Annotated in this window: 13 protein-coding genes; 3 read left to right on the top strand and 10 right to left on the bottom strand. The window is 63.8% G+C overall.

The features are described from left to right. Positions 1 to 22: 22 nt before the first annotated feature. Genes NHAM_RS05220 through NHAM_RS05200 form a run of 5 tightly spaced genes read right to left on the bottom strand, consistent with a single transcriptional unit; the run spans position 23 to position 8,423 of the window. Positions 23 to 1,201, bottom strand: a complete 1,179-nt coding sequence (locus NHAM_RS05220; RefSeq protein WP_011509565.1) for an NAD(P)/FAD-dependent oxidoreductase — start codon at positions 1,199 to 1,201, stop codon at positions 23 to 25. Beyond that, positions 1,182 to 1,598: a hypothetical protein gene (locus NHAM_RS05215; protein WP_011509564.1), complete on the bottom strand. Its 417-nt coding sequence runs from the start codon at positions 1,596 to 1,598 to the stop codon at positions 1,182 to 1,184. Before NHAM_RS05215 ends, NHAM_RS05220 begins: the two co-directional genes overlap by 20 nt. A 2-nt stretch (positions 1,599 to 1,600) precedes the next feature. Next, a complete protein-coding gene (locus tag NHAM_RS05210) occupies positions 1,601 to 4,246 on the bottom strand; it encodes a LodA/GoxA family CTQ-dependent oxidase (RefSeq protein ID WP_011509563.1) in 2,646 nt (881 codons plus the stop codon). A gap of 39 nt (positions 4,247 to 4,285) precedes the next feature. Continuing rightward, the gene (locus tag NHAM_RS05205; RefSeq protein ID WP_245270011.1) at positions 4,286 to 6,256 is read right to left on the bottom strand and encodes a tyrosinase family protein; all 1,971 of its coding nucleotides are present in this window, start codon (positions 6,254 to 6,256) and stop codon (positions 4,286 to 4,288) included. Positions 6,257 to 6,272: 16 nt separating this feature from the next. Further along, positions 6,273 to 8,423, bottom strand: a complete 2,151-nt coding sequence (locus tag NHAM_RS05200) for a multicopper oxidase family protein (protein WP_011509561.1) — start codon at positions 8,421 to 8,423, stop codon at positions 6,273 to 6,275. 314 nt (positions 8,424 to 8,737) lie between these two features. Between NHAM_RS05200 and NHAM_RS05195 the strand changes: the two genes are divergently transcribed. Then, positions 8,738 to 9,031, top strand: a complete 294-nt coding sequence (locus NHAM_RS05195; RefSeq protein ID WP_011509560.1) for a DUF6916 family protein — start codon at positions 8,738 to 8,740, stop codon at positions 9,029 to 9,031. Here NHAM_RS05195 and NHAM_RS05190 read toward each other — a convergent pair. Genes NHAM_RS05190 through NHAM_RS05175 form a run of 4 tightly spaced genes read right to left on the bottom strand, consistent with a single transcriptional unit; the run spans position 9,024 to position 11,280 of the window. Next, the gene (locus tag NHAM_RS05190) at positions 9,024 to 9,596 is read right to left on the bottom strand and encodes a GNAT family N-acetyltransferase (protein ID WP_245270053.1); all 573 of its coding nucleotides are present in this window, start codon (positions 9,594 to 9,596) and stop codon (positions 9,024 to 9,026) included. The genes NHAM_RS05195 and NHAM_RS05190 overlap by 8 nt on opposite strands. Position 9,597: 1 nt before the next feature. After that, positions 9,598 to 10,140, bottom strand: a complete 543-nt coding sequence (locus NHAM_RS05185) for a phage tail protein (RefSeq protein WP_011509558.1) — start codon at positions 10,138 to 10,140, stop codon at positions 9,598 to 9,600. Between the two features lie 44 nt (positions 10,141 to 10,184). Further along, positions 10,185 to 10,715, bottom strand: a complete 531-nt coding sequence (locus NHAM_RS05180) for a phage tail protein (RefSeq protein ID WP_011509557.1) — start codon at positions 10,713 to 10,715, stop codon at positions 10,185 to 10,187. A 34-nt stretch (positions 10,716 to 10,749) separates the two neighbouring features. Further along, entirely contained in the window at positions 10,750 to 11,280 is a 531-nt protein-coding gene (locus NHAM_RS05175; RefSeq protein ID WP_011509556.1) for a phage tail protein, read from the bottom strand. Between the two features lie 515 nt (positions 11,281 to 11,795). On the opposite strand from NHAM_RS05175, the gene NHAM_RS23895 reads away from it, so the two are divergent. Further along, the gene (locus NHAM_RS23895; RefSeq protein WP_049769296.1) at positions 11,796 to 15,074 is read left to right on the top strand and encodes an IPT/TIG domain-containing protein; all 3,279 of its coding nucleotides are present in this window, start codon (positions 11,796 to 11,798) and stop codon (positions 15,072 to 15,074) included. Continuing rightward, complete coding sequence (locus NHAM_RS05165; protein ID WP_198137001.1) at positions 14,957 to 16,243, top strand: autotransporter outer membrane beta-barrel domain-containing protein; 1,287 nt, start codon at positions 14,957 to 14,959, stop codon at positions 16,241 to 16,243. Before NHAM_RS23895 ends, NHAM_RS05165 begins: the two co-directional genes overlap by 118 nt. Positions 16,244 to 16,273: 30 nt before the next feature. Here NHAM_RS05165 and NHAM_RS05160 read toward each other — a convergent pair whose 3' ends face one another. Further along, positions 16,274 to 16,498 (bottom strand): hypothetical protein, encoded by a 225-nt coding sequence (locus tag NHAM_RS05160; RefSeq protein WP_041357725.1) that lies wholly within the window; start codon positions 16,496 to 16,498, stop codon positions 16,274 to 16,276. Positions 16,499 to 16,568 lie beyond the last annotated feature (70 nt).

The raw sequence follows: 16,568 nt of genomic DNA, 5'->3' as shown, positions 1-16,568 counted from the left end.
AGCCTTTTCGCTTCTGATGGAATCAGAAGCGGGCTCTATGATTTTGATTTGACGCGTTTTCTTGACGCGAACCGGTACCCACTTCGCTCGAAAACGCTCTAACAGCGTGATTCGCGGCGCGGTCTTCGAGCTGAGGGCGACGCCGGTTCCAGAAAGCTGTGTCCCACCGCGCAGCGGCCGCATAGCGAGCCGCAAGGGCTGGCACGTAATCGGCAAAACCCTGCGCCGCGATCATCGCGTAGCGCTTGCGAGCAAGTTCATCCCGGCCGTCAATCATATCCGACGCGGCATAGGCAGCGAGGATGCCCGAGCGCAGCGCATGAACGATCCCGCGCGACGACAGCGGATCGGCGGTGAACAGGGTGTCGCCTGCTGCAACCCATCGCTCGCCCGCAGCCCGATCGACTGTGGCTGTTCCCGCTGACTTCACCAATTTTGCGGTTTCGTGGGCATCAGGCGGCACAAGCGGTGCGATAAACCGTGTCGCCGCCAAAGCGCGGTACCAGTGTTTCGACTGGCGCAGTTCGCTGCCCAGATCCGGATCGGTCAGACATGACACCACCCGGCATCGATCGGGCAAATCGGCGCTGTACCACCAGCCCTCGGGGCGCGCCTCGATGACCATTCGGCAATCGCCCGGCGCGCGGTCGAAGAAGCGGGTATAGGCCACAAGGTGGCTGTGCACCCGAAGCTTCGCGCCGAAGGACCGGGCGAGCCTCCAGTTACGGCCGGTTGCCCAGATCACCGCGCTGGCGCGAATCTCTCCATCAGCCAGATCGAGCCGCCAGGCCCGGCCTTCGCGAACCGCCGAGCGCACCGCGCTCCCGATTCGCACCTCGGTGCCTGCTGCCCTCGCCGACCGTACCAGCAGCCGATCGAACCGCGCGCGGTCGAGCTGCCAGCCGGCGCCCTGAGCGGAGAACATGCTGTGCCGCTCGTCGGGTGCTTCATCGCTCCATGCCGAAACGACCGCGCGGCTCCTTACGAACGCCTCGGCCGCGAACGGTGTCCAGACGTCGAGCTGGCGCAGCAGCCCTTGCGCCACTGCCGGCAAAATCTCGCCTGGTTTTGGCTTTTCGTGCCGCCCCGCCTCCAGGAGCACGACGCGCTTTTGGGGTGCGTGGCGGCGCAGTGTCAGAGCCGCCGCCGCGCCCGCCGGCCCACCGCCTATGACGGCGAAATCAACCTGCTCGGACGGCATAGAAGGATGCCACCACTCCCGCCGGGTTGGTGCCGCCGCCGCTGCCCGAATGCGGGATAGTGCGCACCACCGAGCCAACGATCGCGGGCACTTCGAGTCCGTCAGTGCTGTTCGGCCACACCGGCACAAGCCAGCCGATATAATCGTAGATCCATTGCTCGCCGCCGACCACGCCCTTGCCCTGGAAGCGCACCTGCATGGGCGAACCGTAGGCAAAGCTGCCGCGCAGGTTGAGCGACCATCCAGGTCCACCAATCGTTCCTGAAAGCTCGGTCTCGGACTGCTCCACAATCGCGATCGTGCCCTCGCCGAACAGCAGGTCGTTGGCGGCCTTGTCGAGATCGGGATCGTTGAGGAAGCTGCGATAGCTCCAGTTGCCGGCAAAGGGATTGGTCATCGTCATTCTCCCGAATCTTCGACGCAGATGTATTTGACGCCGGGCGATGGCTGATCGAGGCCTCCCCCGGGGTTGCGGACGACAAAGCCGAGTTTCGACCACTCGGTCACCATCTTCAGGTCACCGGCCAGCGTCTGCGGAATGCCGCGCGCCCAGCTGCGGAACTGGAAATCGCTGCCGACGGGATAATAGACCTGCATCGGCCGGTGCGCCGGCCACCACAGGGTCTCCCATACGCGACGCTCGCGCTCCAGCAGTGTGTTGCCGACGCTGTCGGGATAAAGGACGTTCCATTCCTCGTAGGTCACGTCGATGGTCTGAGTAGAGCATTCGTTGAAATCGGCCTGCCACGGCAGCCCGCTGAGTTTGGTGAGATCGCCGGGCTGCAAGCCCACATCGAAATCGCTGCCTTGCGACAGCGGGTCGGAAGCATAGGCGATGTAGCCCTCTTCGCTGACGCCTGCCCCCCACCGGTTGGCATTCTCCTGCGCCGCGGTCAGAGCGAAACTGTACCATTCAGGGTCGGCCTTGATCCGGTAGGGCTCGCGCCAGATCGCCGGGTTGCGGATGATCCATGCCACTTCGCCCCCCGGGCAGAAAGCGCCGCCGAGCCCGTTCGACAGCACGCCCCGGTCAAGACCGCGGCCGCCGGGCACATTCCAGTCATTGTAGGGCTGCCACGGATCGATCGCCGGCGCGAAGCCGGCATCAACTTCGTCGATAAATACGCCCGCTGCCCATTGTCGCAGCAGGAAAAGCTGCGTGTCCGTCAGCCGCAGGAACTTGCTCACCGTTTTGTTGGTGATCGGATTATCGCCGGCAAGCAGCGGCATCAGCGGCAGGTGATAGGTGCGCGTCGCGGGGTTGGCGTCGAGATGGAACAGATTCTCCTCGCCGGGTTTGCGCAGCAGATCGAACAGATATTGCCGCGCGGAACGGCCGGGATCAGTGATGGCATCTTTCGCCGCAGCGGCAAGCGCGCGCTCAAGCAACTGGCCGGAACGGTATTCGAGCGCCAGCCGCCGCAGCGCCGCTTCAATCGGCTCATCAGGATCGGTGCTTCGATCCGGCTCGGTGGGCTCCTGCCGCGACGAAGATCGGGCGAGCTTCAGCATCCGCTTTGGCGGCGGCGCGGCAGCCGCGGCGATGCGCTCAATCACACCGGCGACCACCGCATCGAAAGCGTTGCGTGCCTCCACGTAGGCGGCATCGGCTCCCGCGTCATTGCCTGCGAAGATCTTTTGCCAGCGCGCGGCGTAGGCGCGTGGCGCTTCACCATTGTCGGGCGGGCAGACCGCTGCGGTGAACGCCGCCGCCGCCGTCCTGAGCGCAGCGGCGGCATCGCCGACCACGGCATCATCCGCCGCGCCGGGGGCCTGCGTCGCATCGAGCAGCATCAGACTCGGCTCGACTGCGACCTCGAGGAGACGTCCGCTGACATGCTCGTCCTTTGAACGCGCCTCCTTCTGCGCCAGCGCGCGCGGCGCGATCCGTGGCGGGATGCACAGGCGATAGGGATCGAAAGTTCCCCGGCTCGACTGGTTGTGCGGAAAGTTCGATAGCTGGAGGATGTTGGCGAAATAGGAGAATTCGTCGGCGCGAAACAGGATCGGCCAGATGTCGCGCCAGAACCACGGGCGATAGGCCGGATTCCACTCAACCGACCCCGCCTTCCAGTGAAGCAGGGCCGCCGTATCGGTAGGATCGATCTTCTGCGGCGCGTCGAACGTCCCAGTGGTGCCGTACATATCGGTGCGATAGGCAAATTCGCGGATCGACATGTCCTCGACCACATCTGCAAGCGTGATCATGTCGAGCACTTCCGGCGCATAGCGCGGATAGCCGACCAGCACCCAGGCTGGATATTCGACATCGATGTAGCGCAATGCCTGGACGCGCTCCTCCATCATCACCAGCCGCGCCATCACCGGCCCGTCTGAGATGTCATCGAACCAGCCGTCGCTGTTGGCGTAGGTCTCGATGCGCGGATGGCCGAACCCGCTCAAGAACGAGCCGCTGTTGCCGTGCCCGCCAAGCACCAGCAGCCGTCCGCTGTCGTCCGTCATCATGTCGCCGAGCGTGGCGATGTCGTGCGGTGCCATCCCGGTCGGCGGGAAGGTGACGGCGTAGGCCGGATTGGTGTCTCGCCCGAAGCTCGCCTTGCGCCGCGCCGTGCAGTCAACGGCCTGGGGGCCAGCGTCGATGATCAGATTTTGCCGTTCCACCGGATCGGTGATGGCGGCATTGCGCAGCGGCGTGTCGGTGGGGTAGCCGGCCTCGCCGCGCAGGCCGTCGAACGTGAACCATACCGCCTTCTTGTTGGCGAGTTGAACGCGCCACTGGATATCGACCAACTTGCCACGATTGCCGCCGCCCTCGACATGATCGCCGATCTTGAGCGGAATGCCTTGGGGATTGGCCGCGTCATAGACGAAGATCTGGAAACGCGCGGCCTGGCGCTTGATGCGACCCTTGTTGTCCTTGAAGTGCTTGATCGGTGCATCGCCTTCGGCAGCGTTGCCGTCGGCGTCGCATTCGATCGGCAACTGCGACGGCTTTTCCGGCGAGATACAGAAGGCCTCGGGGCTGTCGCCGAGCCGGGCGATGCCGACGGCCGGGTGGATGCGATAGACTGTTGGGTCGGCCAATTGATTTCCCCCTGCGCCCGTACCGGCCGCGTCTTCCGTTCAATCGAGAAAGTTGAGCGAGACCCCGTCCAGCCTCAGCAACTCGCGGTCTTCCTCATAGGAGGCGCCGATCACCACCAGGCTCACCGTGAGGCGGGTGGCACCGGCCACGATCAGCCGCCGTGCCGCGCGAGTCACATCGATGCGGTGGTTGCGCGGCGTGTTCATGCTGCGCTCGCGCAGATCGAACTTGCGATTCTCCGCTGGCGGAATTTCGCAATGCCCAGGCCCGCCGAAACACTCACCATGGCCGAAGACCGAAGCGTAGCCGGCGTAGCCCGGCACATCGAGCGGCGTGCTGGCGTCGGCATCCGGCGTGTTGAGAAACACGCGGATGAAGCATGAGCGCGGCAGTTGCGGCACGCGGTGCAGCCGCACTTCGGCCGAGCGGAAGGTCTTCGTTGCATCGGGTACGGCAATCGGCGCCGAGACGAAGCGTCCAACGGGATTGGTCAATCCCACCGGCATGAGGCATCCGCCGCGAACATACTCATAGCCGAAGCGGTTCATGTCGAGCGTATCGCGCACGGCGTAGCTCCACGGCGTCACAGCGGAATCGAGATCGGCCGGCAGGCCGTCCGGGTGATCCTGCTGCCAGCGCCACCAGAGCCGGTCTATATTCGCGTGCACGGGCCAGAAGATCGGGTCGTAGGACGCGGTCAGGTTCGAGAACATGTCGCCGAACTGGGGCTCCGAATAGAGATCGTCGCGCTGGTGGAACTTGCGGCCGGCAACGCGCACCGCGCTGTTGCGGTTGGCGGGAGCATCGGTCGTGAACGCCGGGTTCATGCCCCCGGTCCAGATATGCATCGTGTTGTGCGGGTTCTGGTCCAGGAATCCGAAGCTGTCGACATAGAGGCTGCCGCCGCCGAAATCGCGGAAGGTGCGCAGGCTGAGAATCTCGTCGATGTCTTCCTGAGCCGGATAGTGGTAGTGGATGGCCGTGTTGATCGTGCCTTTGCCGAATTGGCCGGAATAGCGCAGCGGATACCAGAGCGAATTGGCTTCCAGCAGCGCGTCGATCAGCCTTTTGCGGTTCTCTCCCTCCACATAGTCCGCGCCGCAAGCGGCGCTGACTGCATCGTAGACTTGCGTCGGATTGGCCCACAGTTGGCCCACCAGCGTCTCGACCTCGGCCGGGAAACCATGAGCGCGCAGGAAGCGAACCGAGGCATCGGTGAGGAAACCCTTGAATGCATCGGGAAGGATCGCGCCATCGGCCGGATTCTCCGGCTTGTAGCGCGGGGCCGGAAAATCCCACCATGGCATGGTCACATCCGGGCAAAAGTCCTGCAGGGCTTGCTCGAACTCATAAAGATAGACGCGATGCCACGGCAGGAAACGCTCCCAGCCATGCTGACAGTGGTTCTGGTGGATCAAGGCCAGATTGTTGTAGCTGCGCTTGTCACCGACCCATTTGTTGAGCTTGTAGAGTTCGCGAAAGGCGTAGCGCAGCCGCTCTTTCTGCGGCTCGCCCAGCACATCGACATCCATTCGCTGCCGCAACTCGCCTTTGGCGTAGCGCCACGCCGCCGGATCGGATGCCGGACCAAAGACGGGACCGGCAAGCCCCTTGACCTGGACGCGAGCCTCGGTCGTCACGCTCACTTCGCCGGCGAGCGCAACCGACCCGATCAAGCCCTCGGGACAGCCTTCCTCGATCCACATTTCGATCCGGTCGATATCCTCATCGGCGACCGGCGAGCCGCCCCAGGGCAGTCGAGGAAACTGCTTCCCGTCGAACGGCGGCAGTCCGCGCAGCCCGCGGATCAGCGCCGATCGCGCACCACGGCCCTTGGTATCGCTTTTGCCGCAGCACGTGGTGGTGAGTGGCGCGACCAGCGGCATCCCATGCAGCTGGAGCGCCAGGAATTCAGGCAGCGTCAGCCCCGTCAGGCTGCCGGGTCCCTTGGTACCACCTGCGGCGGCAAAGATCGCTTCGACATCGCTCCATGTAAATGGCGCGGGCAAACCTGGCTGCTGCGCTTCATTTGTGGCCACTATGACCACCCGGCTGCATCTGGCTTTCCACCTGCACCGTATCGCCCTGGGGGGTGCCGACCACTTGATCAGGAAGCACCACGGCAACGTTCTGCATCATGCCCTGGTCCTCATGATCGAGGATGTGGCAATGGAGCACGTACTCGCCTATGTAGCGCTGATAGCGGGTGCGGACCTTGATCGTGTAGATGCCGTTGGCAGATTGCGGGATCAGGCTTTTGATCCACAGCGTATCCTTCCAGACACCCTTGAGGCCGGGATATTGCGGATCGGGGGGCGTGCCGCCGGCATCGTCGACCGCGCCCGGCGCGCTGACGTCCTTGCCGTTGGGATCGAGGATCGAGACGACCTGGAACGGATTGACGTGGATATGGAACGGATGGCTGACGAAATGCGACTGCAGCGTCCATTCCTGCGCCTTGCCGAGCGGCAACGAGCGGTCGATGCGGGTTGGGTCATAGGGTTTCACATCAGCGGTGTTGAGCGTGTTGCCGACTTCGAACTTAACGTCCGGCCCCGTCGTGTCGATGAAGAAGGTCAGCTCCTGCGTACCGTTACCCTTCACCTCGTCGTCCGTGACGTCGGGATGCGGCGTGAAGCTCGTCAGTTTTGTTCCGTTCTTGAGATCTGCAATCACCGTCGATTTGACGTCGTCCGGCATGTTGGCCTTGGCCAGCGTCAGCAGCTTGCCGTTGATGTAGGATTCGACATCCTTGACCGGCGCTCCCGCGGCGACATCGACCACCGCCAGCAGCCGTGGCCCGACATCGAGCCCGTTGACGACGCCCGATTTCGGCGCCGAGGAGTCGATCACGCAGTACCGTCCGGCGTCCGGGAACACGACAAGCGCGTCCACGCGATAGCCGGGCTGGAGCGTGGCAAGCCTGGTCATTTGCCCCGCGCCCATCGTCAGGCCGTCGACCGCGACCTGCATGTAGGGCACAGGCGTGGTGCCGCACGTATCCTTGATGAAGGCCGCAGTGGCGTCGGCTTTCAGCAACGTTTTCGTGCCGGGCTTCAACTTGCCGTCACGCACCTTGAAGAACTGCAGGCTGATCGTATCGCGCACGCCGGCATGGATCATGCGCCAGCGTTCGATCCGGCCCTGTTTCGCTTTCAGCGGGTTGTTCGGATCGAATACAAGCCCGTTGAGCGAGGTATAGCGACCTGACGCAGGCCAGGTGCCCGGGCCGAACTGGTCATAGCCCTCGATGCCGCCGACATCGCCCGGATCGCAGATATAGCGGCCGTTGGCGTCCTGCTTGATCGGGCCGAGTTCGCCCGGCTTGGCGGCAGGCCCGCGGCAGGCATACTGGATCTGCTGCATCACCAGCACCCGCTCCGGGATCGCCGAGGTCGGGATCAGCGTATCGAGGTCGCCATGCGCGGTCGGGGTCGGGAAACGGTTGCCGCGAATGATCAGGGCGCCGGCCATACCGCTCGAGACCTGCAGCGCGGTCGAGCCATGGCGGTGGGTGTGGTACCAGAAGGTACCGGAAGGATGATCCGACGGGATATTGTATTCGTAGGTGAAACGCGTCTGCGGGTTGATCGACAGCAGGACATTATCGCTGTTGCCGGTGGGGCTCACCCACAGCCCATGGGTATGGAGATTGGTGCCGTTGAAGCAGTGCGGGATATCAGGCATCTGCGCACCCGGCATGCAGCCGGGGTCACCAGGTTGCGGTCCTGCCGGCAGCTTGTTGTCGAGGGTAATGCGCACGGTGTCGCCAGGGATGGCCTCGATCGTCGGCGAAACATAAGGCGCCTTGGGGTCGACGCCTTTGCCGGTGTAGCCGCGCAAATGGACCTTGTCGTATCCACCCGTGGACGGATTGTAGATCTGGTTGTCGATATAGTCGATCTTGAGATCGAGCTGGCGGTCGCCGCGCACAGGCTCGGTATTGCCGGGCAGTGGCGCGGCAGGTGCCTGCTTCTTGAGGGTGGGCTTGTTGAGAGCAGGCTGGTTGAGGGCAGGCTTGGCAATCGGCGCCCGCTCGTCCTGCAGCACAGAGGGGTTGATGATCTCGGCGGCTGCGGGACATGCCGCGACGACCCCTAAGCCGACGACCCCTAAACCACTGACAAAAACACCCGCGAAAAATCTGGCGAGCGCCGCCGATCCACCACGCAACATGGGACCCCCTTCAACTGTCTCTGGCTTGAACTATCTTGATAGCCGCCCGCAAGTATAGTGCGTCAAATACGGAACCATGTCCAGAATGAAAGGCGAAATAACTTGAAACATACTTTTGATGAAAACAAAAAAGAAATTATATACTTGTTTATACTATGGATAGTTAGAATAATAGTCGATCGCTCGAAGCTGTTCGTCACCGTCCGATCGATGGCGGGTCCGGCGAGACATACGTCGCGCACTCCGATATTCGAAGGCATAGTTCTTAAACGGTTCATGTCGATGAACCGGGCAGGCAGAGGGGGCCTCATGGCATGCAATTGATGACACTGGAGCGCTTCGCCGGTTGCCTGGGGCAAGGGTTCGACGTCGATCTTGGAGCGACATCGGTTGCCTTGACGTTGTCGGAAGCGCGCCCCTTGCCGCAAAACGGCTTCGCGACCACGATGCGTCAGCCTTTCTCTCTGCTGTTTCGCAGCGGATCATCTGTTGTCCTTCCGCAGAAGATCTATCGAATGACGAACGCGACCGTCGGGCCGATCGAAATATTCATCGTGCCGGTGGCGCGCGACCGGCAAGGGATCGTCTACCAGGCGATTTTCAATTGACGGCAGGCAAAGCAACCTGTCCTGGGACAGCGTCCGGTTCGGGAGTCCATACCATCCGCACGCAAGTCGGTTCTTCGCGCGCAACCTCGCGAAAGCCCAGCCTGCGATAGAATCGCTGCGCCCCCTGATTGTCACAGGCAACATGGAGCACGACGCCGGCGGCGGCCGAAGCTTGCGCGTGCCGCTTGACTGCCTGCATGACCGCGAACCCAAGACCGCCATTGCGCCGCTCCGATGTGAGACCGATGTCGACGATGTGCCAATGGTCGTGGCTGGCGTCGAGATAGAGCCGACCGACCGGCATCCCCTCCGACAAGATCAGCAGGAAATCCGCCTGCGGAAAAGTCGCCACATAGGCGCGATGCTGGAGATCGAACTGCTGGTCCAGAAACGCGCGCATCTGTTCGGGGGACCACGCGAGCGACGCGAATTCGTCGGCGCGGAATGAGCGATACAACTCGCGCAGGAACGTCAGATCATTGCGCGTGGCACGCCGAAAAGTTACCGGCTCGGCGCAAACGGGAGTGTCGGCATGACGCGCCGGAAAATCCGGCAGCGGCGACACATCAGGCAACGGCATCGCCGAAAGCTGGAAAGACGCCCTGCAGGGCAATACAGAAGTTCATGGCGAGGTAGGGTTGCCGATTCTCATGTGGCTGGTTTCCGCCAGTCAAGCCGCCCATGTGTGGTGAAAACTGGGTATTCGCCGTTCCGCTCGAACTGAAAGGTGTGCTGTTTTGCGGAACGACCAGCGAGGAGCCGTTGGCTGGCGCGCTCGTGCGCTTGGTGGTGTCGGTCTGATTATAGACCGTGAACGAATGCGAATGCGAAGGCATTTCCTCCGAAACCAACGCCACGCTGTTCTCGCCGAAGGCCTCACCGATGGTGCGCGCCGTCAAACCGACGCCTTGACCCTGGTTGCAGCCGGTGCGGCCGGCGAAGTTCGGCAGCATGAATGTCGTGACACCGTCCCCGCCATACATCGTGCCGAGAAGGGAAAAGAGCGCCGTATTCTGCCGGATGGCCAATGTCGCTCCGTTGCAGAAAGCCCAGTTACGGGGCGCGTAGTTGAAGCCGAATATCTGGATCTGACCGATGAATGGTTCCATGGCGGCTGTGCCCTCGAAAGTTTGAACTGCGTTGAAGCGTCGGATCAGTTCTGAGCCGGGTAAATCCCAGCGAACGCGATGCAGAACTGCACCGGCAGCGTGGGCATGAGGTTATCGTGCGGGATATTGCGGCCTGCCATCGAGGTCGATGTCGGTGCCGTGTTTGCGCCGCCCACGTCCTTCACGTCGCTGGTGTACATGGTATCGCCCGCGACCGTCCCGAGTTCGAGGCTCGGTGTGATCTGGCTGGAATTGGCTGGCCCGGTCGTCGCGACCATCGGATGATCGTGGTAAGGCATGTGTGCCGATAGCAGAGTCACCTTTTCGCTGCCGCCGATCTCGCCGATAACGCGAGGCGATACGCCAGGACCGGTCCCGGAGTGAACGGGGACGCGGCCGCTGAGGTTCGGCGTGCCGAAGGTCGTCACACCATCGCCGCCATAGGTCGTTCCGACCAACGAAAAAAGCACTTCATACTGAGAGATCGGCTGGAGCGAGCCGTTGCAGGGGAGCCAACCCTGCGGCACGCGGGAGAAGCCGAACAGCCGGATTTCTCCGACATAGGGTTCACTCATTAGTCCGACCTCCGATCGGTTGAACGTCAGCGTGTCAATTTCGGGAGGGGTATATTCCCGTCAGCGCGATGCAGAAGTTGATGGCGGCAAAAGGCTGCATGTTGTCGTGCGCCAGATTGCCGCCGACGCGCGCAATGGTCCCCCCGGACAGGGTGACTTCGCCGGTTCCGGCGGTACCGTAGATCGGCGCGCTGTTTGCCCCGTAGAGCGCGTTGGTTGGATTGCCTTTGTCGCCTGTGGTGGTGGTGCCGCCGCATTGATGGGCGTGCGATGGCAGTTGCGCGATGGTCAGCATGACGGTTCCCGTGCCGGCCTTTTCGCCAAGCTCGTAGGGGGAAATCGGCCAACCCGGATCGGCGGAGGGACCGAAGCCCACCGGTACGCGTCCGCGCAGGTCCGGAAGGGCGAACGTCGTTGTCCCGTTGCCGCCATAGACCGTGCCCAACAGACTGAACAGGGCCTGGTTCTGCGCGATCGGCAGGATCTGACCGTCGCATTTGGCGAGGCCGCGCGGCGCGAACGGAAATCCAACCGGCAACACCTGGCCAACGAACATATCAGACATGCCGCCCTCCCCGCGCATTGGCGATCCGATCCGCACATGCGCGCCAACGCGCTTCGGCAGTTTTGGCGCAAATGCGGGAACCGTGCAAGCGCAACGTTTGTCCTCTGGATATTGCTACAAATGCGCGAGAACTGCTTTGAATTGATGTTTGGTTTGTGTACAACCGCCACGCGTCTCGTGAGGAGGCCGACCTTGGATGGACCGCAACACAGCGTGGTCCGGTCGGTGTTGAGCTGATCGTCCCACGATTGCAGCGGACATTCGCCCAATGCCTCCCTCAGTGCGGCGCCTGCGGTGCGGGCAGGGGTGGGGCAATGATTCACGATCGATCGCAACACCTCGGCTTGTCGCGGGCGGCGGGCGATTGCGTCTCGTGTTTTCCGGGCTTGATAGCACTGCTTGGCGCGGCCTCGTCGGCCGTACGGGCGTGGGCAGTCTATTTGGCGCACGCAATGGTGGCGGGGAAGACTCTCCGTCATCGGTCGTTTGCCCCGGCGCGGGCGCGGCTCGTCCACATGCCACGCGTTTGGCTCGCGATATTTGCTCTGGTGGTGGTGCTACTGCCGAATGCTGCCCACGCCGCGTGCGGCACCTTCGACGTGCCCGATTCGCACACCTCGCCCGCGACCTCCCCGATGGCATCCGGCGGCACGATAACCGTTACCCTCGGCGATCTCTGCGATACCTATGGCCTCAATCCCTATCCACACGGAAGCACGACATTTCCGCAGCACGGCGCGGTGAGCGTGAATTCGAATGCCGGGATCATCACCTACACCAACAACGGAGACGGTGCGCTCACCGACACCTTCATTGTCGAAGATGCAAGTGCTCATTCCTTCACCGTCAATGTTGCGATCGCGGCCGCCACCAGCCCGATCACTGTCTCGCCCTCTTCGCTGCCGACGCCGAACGTTGGCACGTCCTATAACCAGACGTTGAGCGCGAGCGGCGGCACGGCGCCCTATGGTTTTTCTCTGACCGGCGGCTCGCTGCCGCCGGGTTTGAGTTTTACCGGCACCACCATCTCGGGCACGCCCAACCAAGCTGGCTCCTATTCAGCCACGTTCACCGTGACTGACAATGCCAGCCTGACGGCGACAAAGTCCTACACACTGATCGTGCCCAACCCGTCCTCCGGGATCACGATTGCAGCCCCGCCCAACGCCAACCTGAACACGTTCTACAGTCACGCCCTGTCTGCGTCTGGCGCGCTGGCGCCCTATACTTTCTCAATCCAGAGCGGCGCGCTGCCACCGGGCCTCTCGCTGGCGGGCGGCGTGATCAGCGGCACACCGACTGCGGCGAACACATATGCTTTCACTCTCCTCGTGACCGACAGCAGCCCTAACCTGGGCGGGTCGTCGCCGGGACCCTATTTCAAGGTGATCAGCACCGCCATCACGGTGCAGAACGTGCCGCCAGTGGCAAATCTGGTCAGCGCCACAGTAGGCTACGGCAGCGGCGCTAACCCGATCACGCTGAACATCACTGGCGGCGCGGCAACATCTGTTGCAATCGGTACGGTGGCATCGCACGGCACGGCCACGGCCAGCGGCACCTCGATCACCTATACGCCGACCGCCGGCTATGCCGGTCCGGACACCTTCACCTACACCGCCAGCAACGGAGCCGGCACGTCCGCGGCGGCGATGGTGACGATCACAGTGTCGCCGCCCACTATCACCTACACTCCGGCCAACCCGCCTGCCGGGACCGTGGGCGTGGCCTACAGTCAGTCCATCGCCGGGGCGAGCGGCGGCGCGGCGCCCTATACCTATGCCGTGACGAGCGGGTCCCTGCCGCTTGGGCTGACACTGGACGCTGACGGCACACTGCACGGCACGCCGACCGCGTCGGGATCCACCTTCAGTGTCAAGGCGACAGACAGTTCGGCCGGGGGCCCGTTTTCATCGGCACCCGCCAATGTGACGGTGACCATCAATCCCGCCGCCGCCCCGACCGTCGGCGCGGTCAGCGCTACGGTGGGCTACGGCAGCGGCGCTAACCCGATCACGCTGAACATCACTGGCGGCGCGGCAACATCGGTTGCGATCGCTATGGCGGCATCGCACGGCATGGCCGTGCCCACCGGCACGTCGATCACCTATAAGCCGAACGCCGGCTATGCCGGTCCGGACAGCTTCAACTACACCGCCACCAACGCCAGCGGCACCTCCGCGCCGGCGACCGTGACGATCACGGTGTCGCCGCCGACCATCACATACAGCCCGGCCAACCCGCCTGCCGGGACCGTGGGCGCGGCCTACAGCCAGTCCATCGCCGGCGCGAGCGGCGGCGCGGCGTCCTACACCTATGCGCTGGCATCGGGCACTCTACCGGCAAACATCACGTTGAGCGGAAACGGCACCCTGAGCGGCACACCGACGACGGCGGGTACGTACAGCTTCACCGTTACGGCAAAAGACAGTTCGACCGGCCCTGCGGCGCCGTTCAGCTCGGCGCCGGCCAATGTGACGGTGACGATCAATCCCGTCGCCGCCCCGACTGTTGCCTCGGTCGCACCGAACTCAGGCTCCACAGCCGGCGGCACGGCGGTGACCATCACCGGCACCAACTTCGCCGGGGCAACGGCTGTGACGTTCGACGGCGCGGCAGCCACGAGTTTCACCGTCGTCAACGGCACCACCATCAATGCAACGACACCGGCGCACGCGGCCGCCGGTGCGGTCGCGGTCGCGGTGACCGCCCCCGGCGGCAACGCCTCACTTCCGAACGGCTTCACCTATGTGGCTCCGGCCCCGACGGTCTCCGGGGTCGCACCGAACTCAGGCTCCACAGCCGGCGGCACGGCGGTGACCATCACCAGCACCAACTTCATCGGGGCAACGGCTGTGACGTTCGACGGCGCGGCAGCCACGAGTTTCACCGTCGTCAGCGGCACCACCATCAATGCAACGACGCCGGCGCACACGGCCGCCGGTGCGGTCGCGGTCGCGGTGACCGCCCCCGGCGGCAACGCCTCACTTCCGAACGGCTTCACCTATGCGGTTCCGGCCCCGACGATCTCCGGCGTCACACCGAACTCAGGCTCCACAGCCGGCGGCACGGCGGTGACCATCACCGGCACCGGCTTCACCGGCGCGACGGCTGTGACGTTCGCCGGCGCGGCGGCAACGAGCTTCACCGTCGTCAGCGGCACCACCATCAATGCAACGACGCCGGCGCACACGGCCGCCGGTGCGGTCGCGGTCGCGGTGACCGCCCCCGGCGGCAACGCCTCACTTCCGAACGGCTTCACCTATGCGGTTCCGGCCCCGACGATCTCCGGCGTCACACCGAACTCAGGCTCCACAGCCGGCGGCACGGCGGTGACCATCACCGGCACCGGCTTCACCGGCGCGACGGCTGTGACGTTCGCCGGCGCGGCGGCAACGAGCTTCACCGTCGTCAGCGGCACCACCATCAATGCAGCGACGCCGGCGCGCACGACCGCCGGTGCGGTCGCGATTGCGGTGACCGCACCCGGCGGCAACGCCAACCTGCCGAACGGCTTCACCTATTCTGCTCCCTTGCCGACGGTCACAAGCCATACGCTCCAACTCACTGCCGGCGCATCGGGCACGGTGAATTTGACGCAGGGAGCGACCGGGGGTCCCTTCACCGCGGCCACGGTGGCACCCCACCGCCGACCTCAGACGGCACGGCGAGCATCGTGCAGAACGGCGCGCAGTGGCAGCTTGTCTATGCTTCGGCGCTCACGGCTGCTTCGACCGTCGTCGTCCGCTATACGCTTTCGAATGCATCGGGCACGTCCGCGCCCGGCACGGTGACGTTCACCGTCGTTACGCGCCCGGACCCCTCGCGCGACCGGGAGGTGATCGGGTTGCTCAACGCCCAGGCCCAGAGCGCCCAGCGTTTCGCGAAATCGCAAATCACCAACTTCCGCGACCGGCTCGAACAGCTTCACGACGATTCAAGCCGTGAAGCGACCTCGATGAACGTGCGGCTCGGCGTCCCTCAAGACCCGACCGATCCCAACGCGCTGGGCTATGCTCGGGAAACCAGGCCATCCGATCCGACCCGCAATGCGTTCGCCTACGCGCCGAACGATGCCGGGGATTCAAGAAGGCTTTCCGGAAAAACACCTCCGCCCAAGAGCGGATCGCCGAGCGATCTCGCCTTCTGGGCCGGCGGCTTCGTCAACTTCGGCACATCGAACAGATACAATATCGATCTCGGCCATACGCTGATCGGCGTCAGCGGCGGCGCGGATTACCGGTTCTCGCCCAGCTTCACCGCAGGTATCGGCCTTGGCTACGGACGCGATACCGTCGATGTCGGCACCAACGGCACGCAGAGCAACGGCCAGGCGTTCAGCACCGCGCTCTATGGCAGCTACCATCCGCGCAGCAATGTGTTCGTTGACGGCCTGCTCGGCTACAGCGCGCTGGACTTCGGCAGCAGGCGTTTCGTCACGTCCACGAGCGGCTTCTCGAGCGGCGACCGGTCGGGCAACCAGGCGTTCGGCTCGCTCAGCACCGGCTACGAATACAAGGGCGTCCGTTTCCTTGTGTCGCCTTACGGCCGCATCGAGGCGGCGTGGACGCAACTGAATGCCTTTACGGAAAGCGGCGCGCCGCTTTACGACCTCACCTTCGGCGACCAGCGCATGAACATGCTGGCGGGGGTCGCGGGCCTGCGCGCCGAATACGCCTTCCCACAAGACTGGGGCTTGTTCAAAACGCGCGGCCGGCTCGAATACACCCACGATTTTTCCGGCTCGAGCTGGGCGAGCATGGGCTATGCCGACCTCAAGAACGGCTTGCCCTATGCGCTGAACATTGACGCCTTCACCCGAGATTACGTCGCGGTCGGTCTCGGCTTCGACGCCACTGTCGGCAACGGCGCCACGCTCGGCTTCGACTACACCACCGCGCTCGGCTTTGAAGGAAAGACCCAGGCCCACAACTTCGCGCTGCGATTCGGCGCCAAATTTTAGTGGGGTGACTTTGTCATTCGCTCCCCACTGTCAGTGAAGACATGCCCGCGAATGCGCGACGCTCCAGGGCGCTCTGATCCGGTCGTGGCGTAGCGCGGCGACCCGCCGTGAGGTCACGCCCTCAAAGCCATCGCACCCATCGAGCAACGACCCGCAAAAAAAGAAAATACCAAAACTTCCTTGGTTTTTCAGCAAGCTGCCGGGAAGGATGATGGCGATCTCGCGGGCAATGGCGCCCCCGGCCGCCTTCTTCATACCGATCGCTTCGCCAGGCACTGGCTTGCCCGCGACTCGACGCCAGCTTGCCTTGTCACCTACAAATCGA

The sequence above is a fragment of the Nitrobacter hamburgensis X14 genome (genome assembly GCF_000013885.1).
GTDB classification, from domain to species: domain Bacteria; phylum Pseudomonadota; class Alphaproteobacteria; order Rhizobiales; family Xanthobacteraceae; genus Nitrobacter; species Nitrobacter hamburgensis.
Note: the sequence above shows the minus strand (reverse complement) of the source record. Positions and strands in the feature narration are given on the sequence as shown.

Bases quoted from the DNA above. Each gene is read 5' to 3' on its own strand.
- NHAM_RS05220 (WP_011509565.1), bottom strand. From the start codon at position 1,201: ATGCCGTCCGAGCAGGTTGATTTCGCCGTCATAGGCGGTGGGCCGGCG.
- NHAM_RS05215 (WP_011509564.1), bottom strand. From the start codon at position 1,598: ATGACCAATCCCTTTGCCGGCAACTGGAGCTATCGCAGCTTCCTCAAC.
- NHAM_RS05200 (WP_011509561.1), bottom strand. From the start codon at position 8,423: ATGTTGCGTGGTGGATCGGCGGCGCTCGCCAGATTTTTCGCGGGTGTT.
- NHAM_RS05195 (WP_011509560.1), top strand. From the start codon at position 8,738: ATGCAATTGATGACACTGGAGCGCTTCGCCGGTTGCCTGGGGCAAGGG.
- NHAM_RS05185 (WP_011509558.1), bottom strand. From the start codon at position 10,140: ATGGAACCATTCATCGGTCAGATCCAGATATTCGGCTTCAACTACGCG.
- NHAM_RS05180 (WP_011509557.1), bottom strand. From the start codon at position 10,715: ATGAGTGAACCCTATGTCGGAGAAATCCGGCTGTTCGGCTTCTCCCGC.
- NHAM_RS05175 (WP_011509556.1), bottom strand. From the start codon at position 11,280: ATGTCTGATATGTTCGTTGGCCAGGTGTTGCCGGTTGGATTTCCGTTC.
- NHAM_RS23895 (WP_049769296.1), top strand. From the start codon at position 11,796: ATGCCACGCGTTTGGCTCGCGATATTTGCTCTGGTGGTGGTGCTACTG.
- NHAM_RS05160 (WP_041357725.1), bottom strand. From the start codon at position 16,498: ATGAAGAAGGCGGCCGGGGGCGCCATTGCCCGCGAGATCGCCATCATC.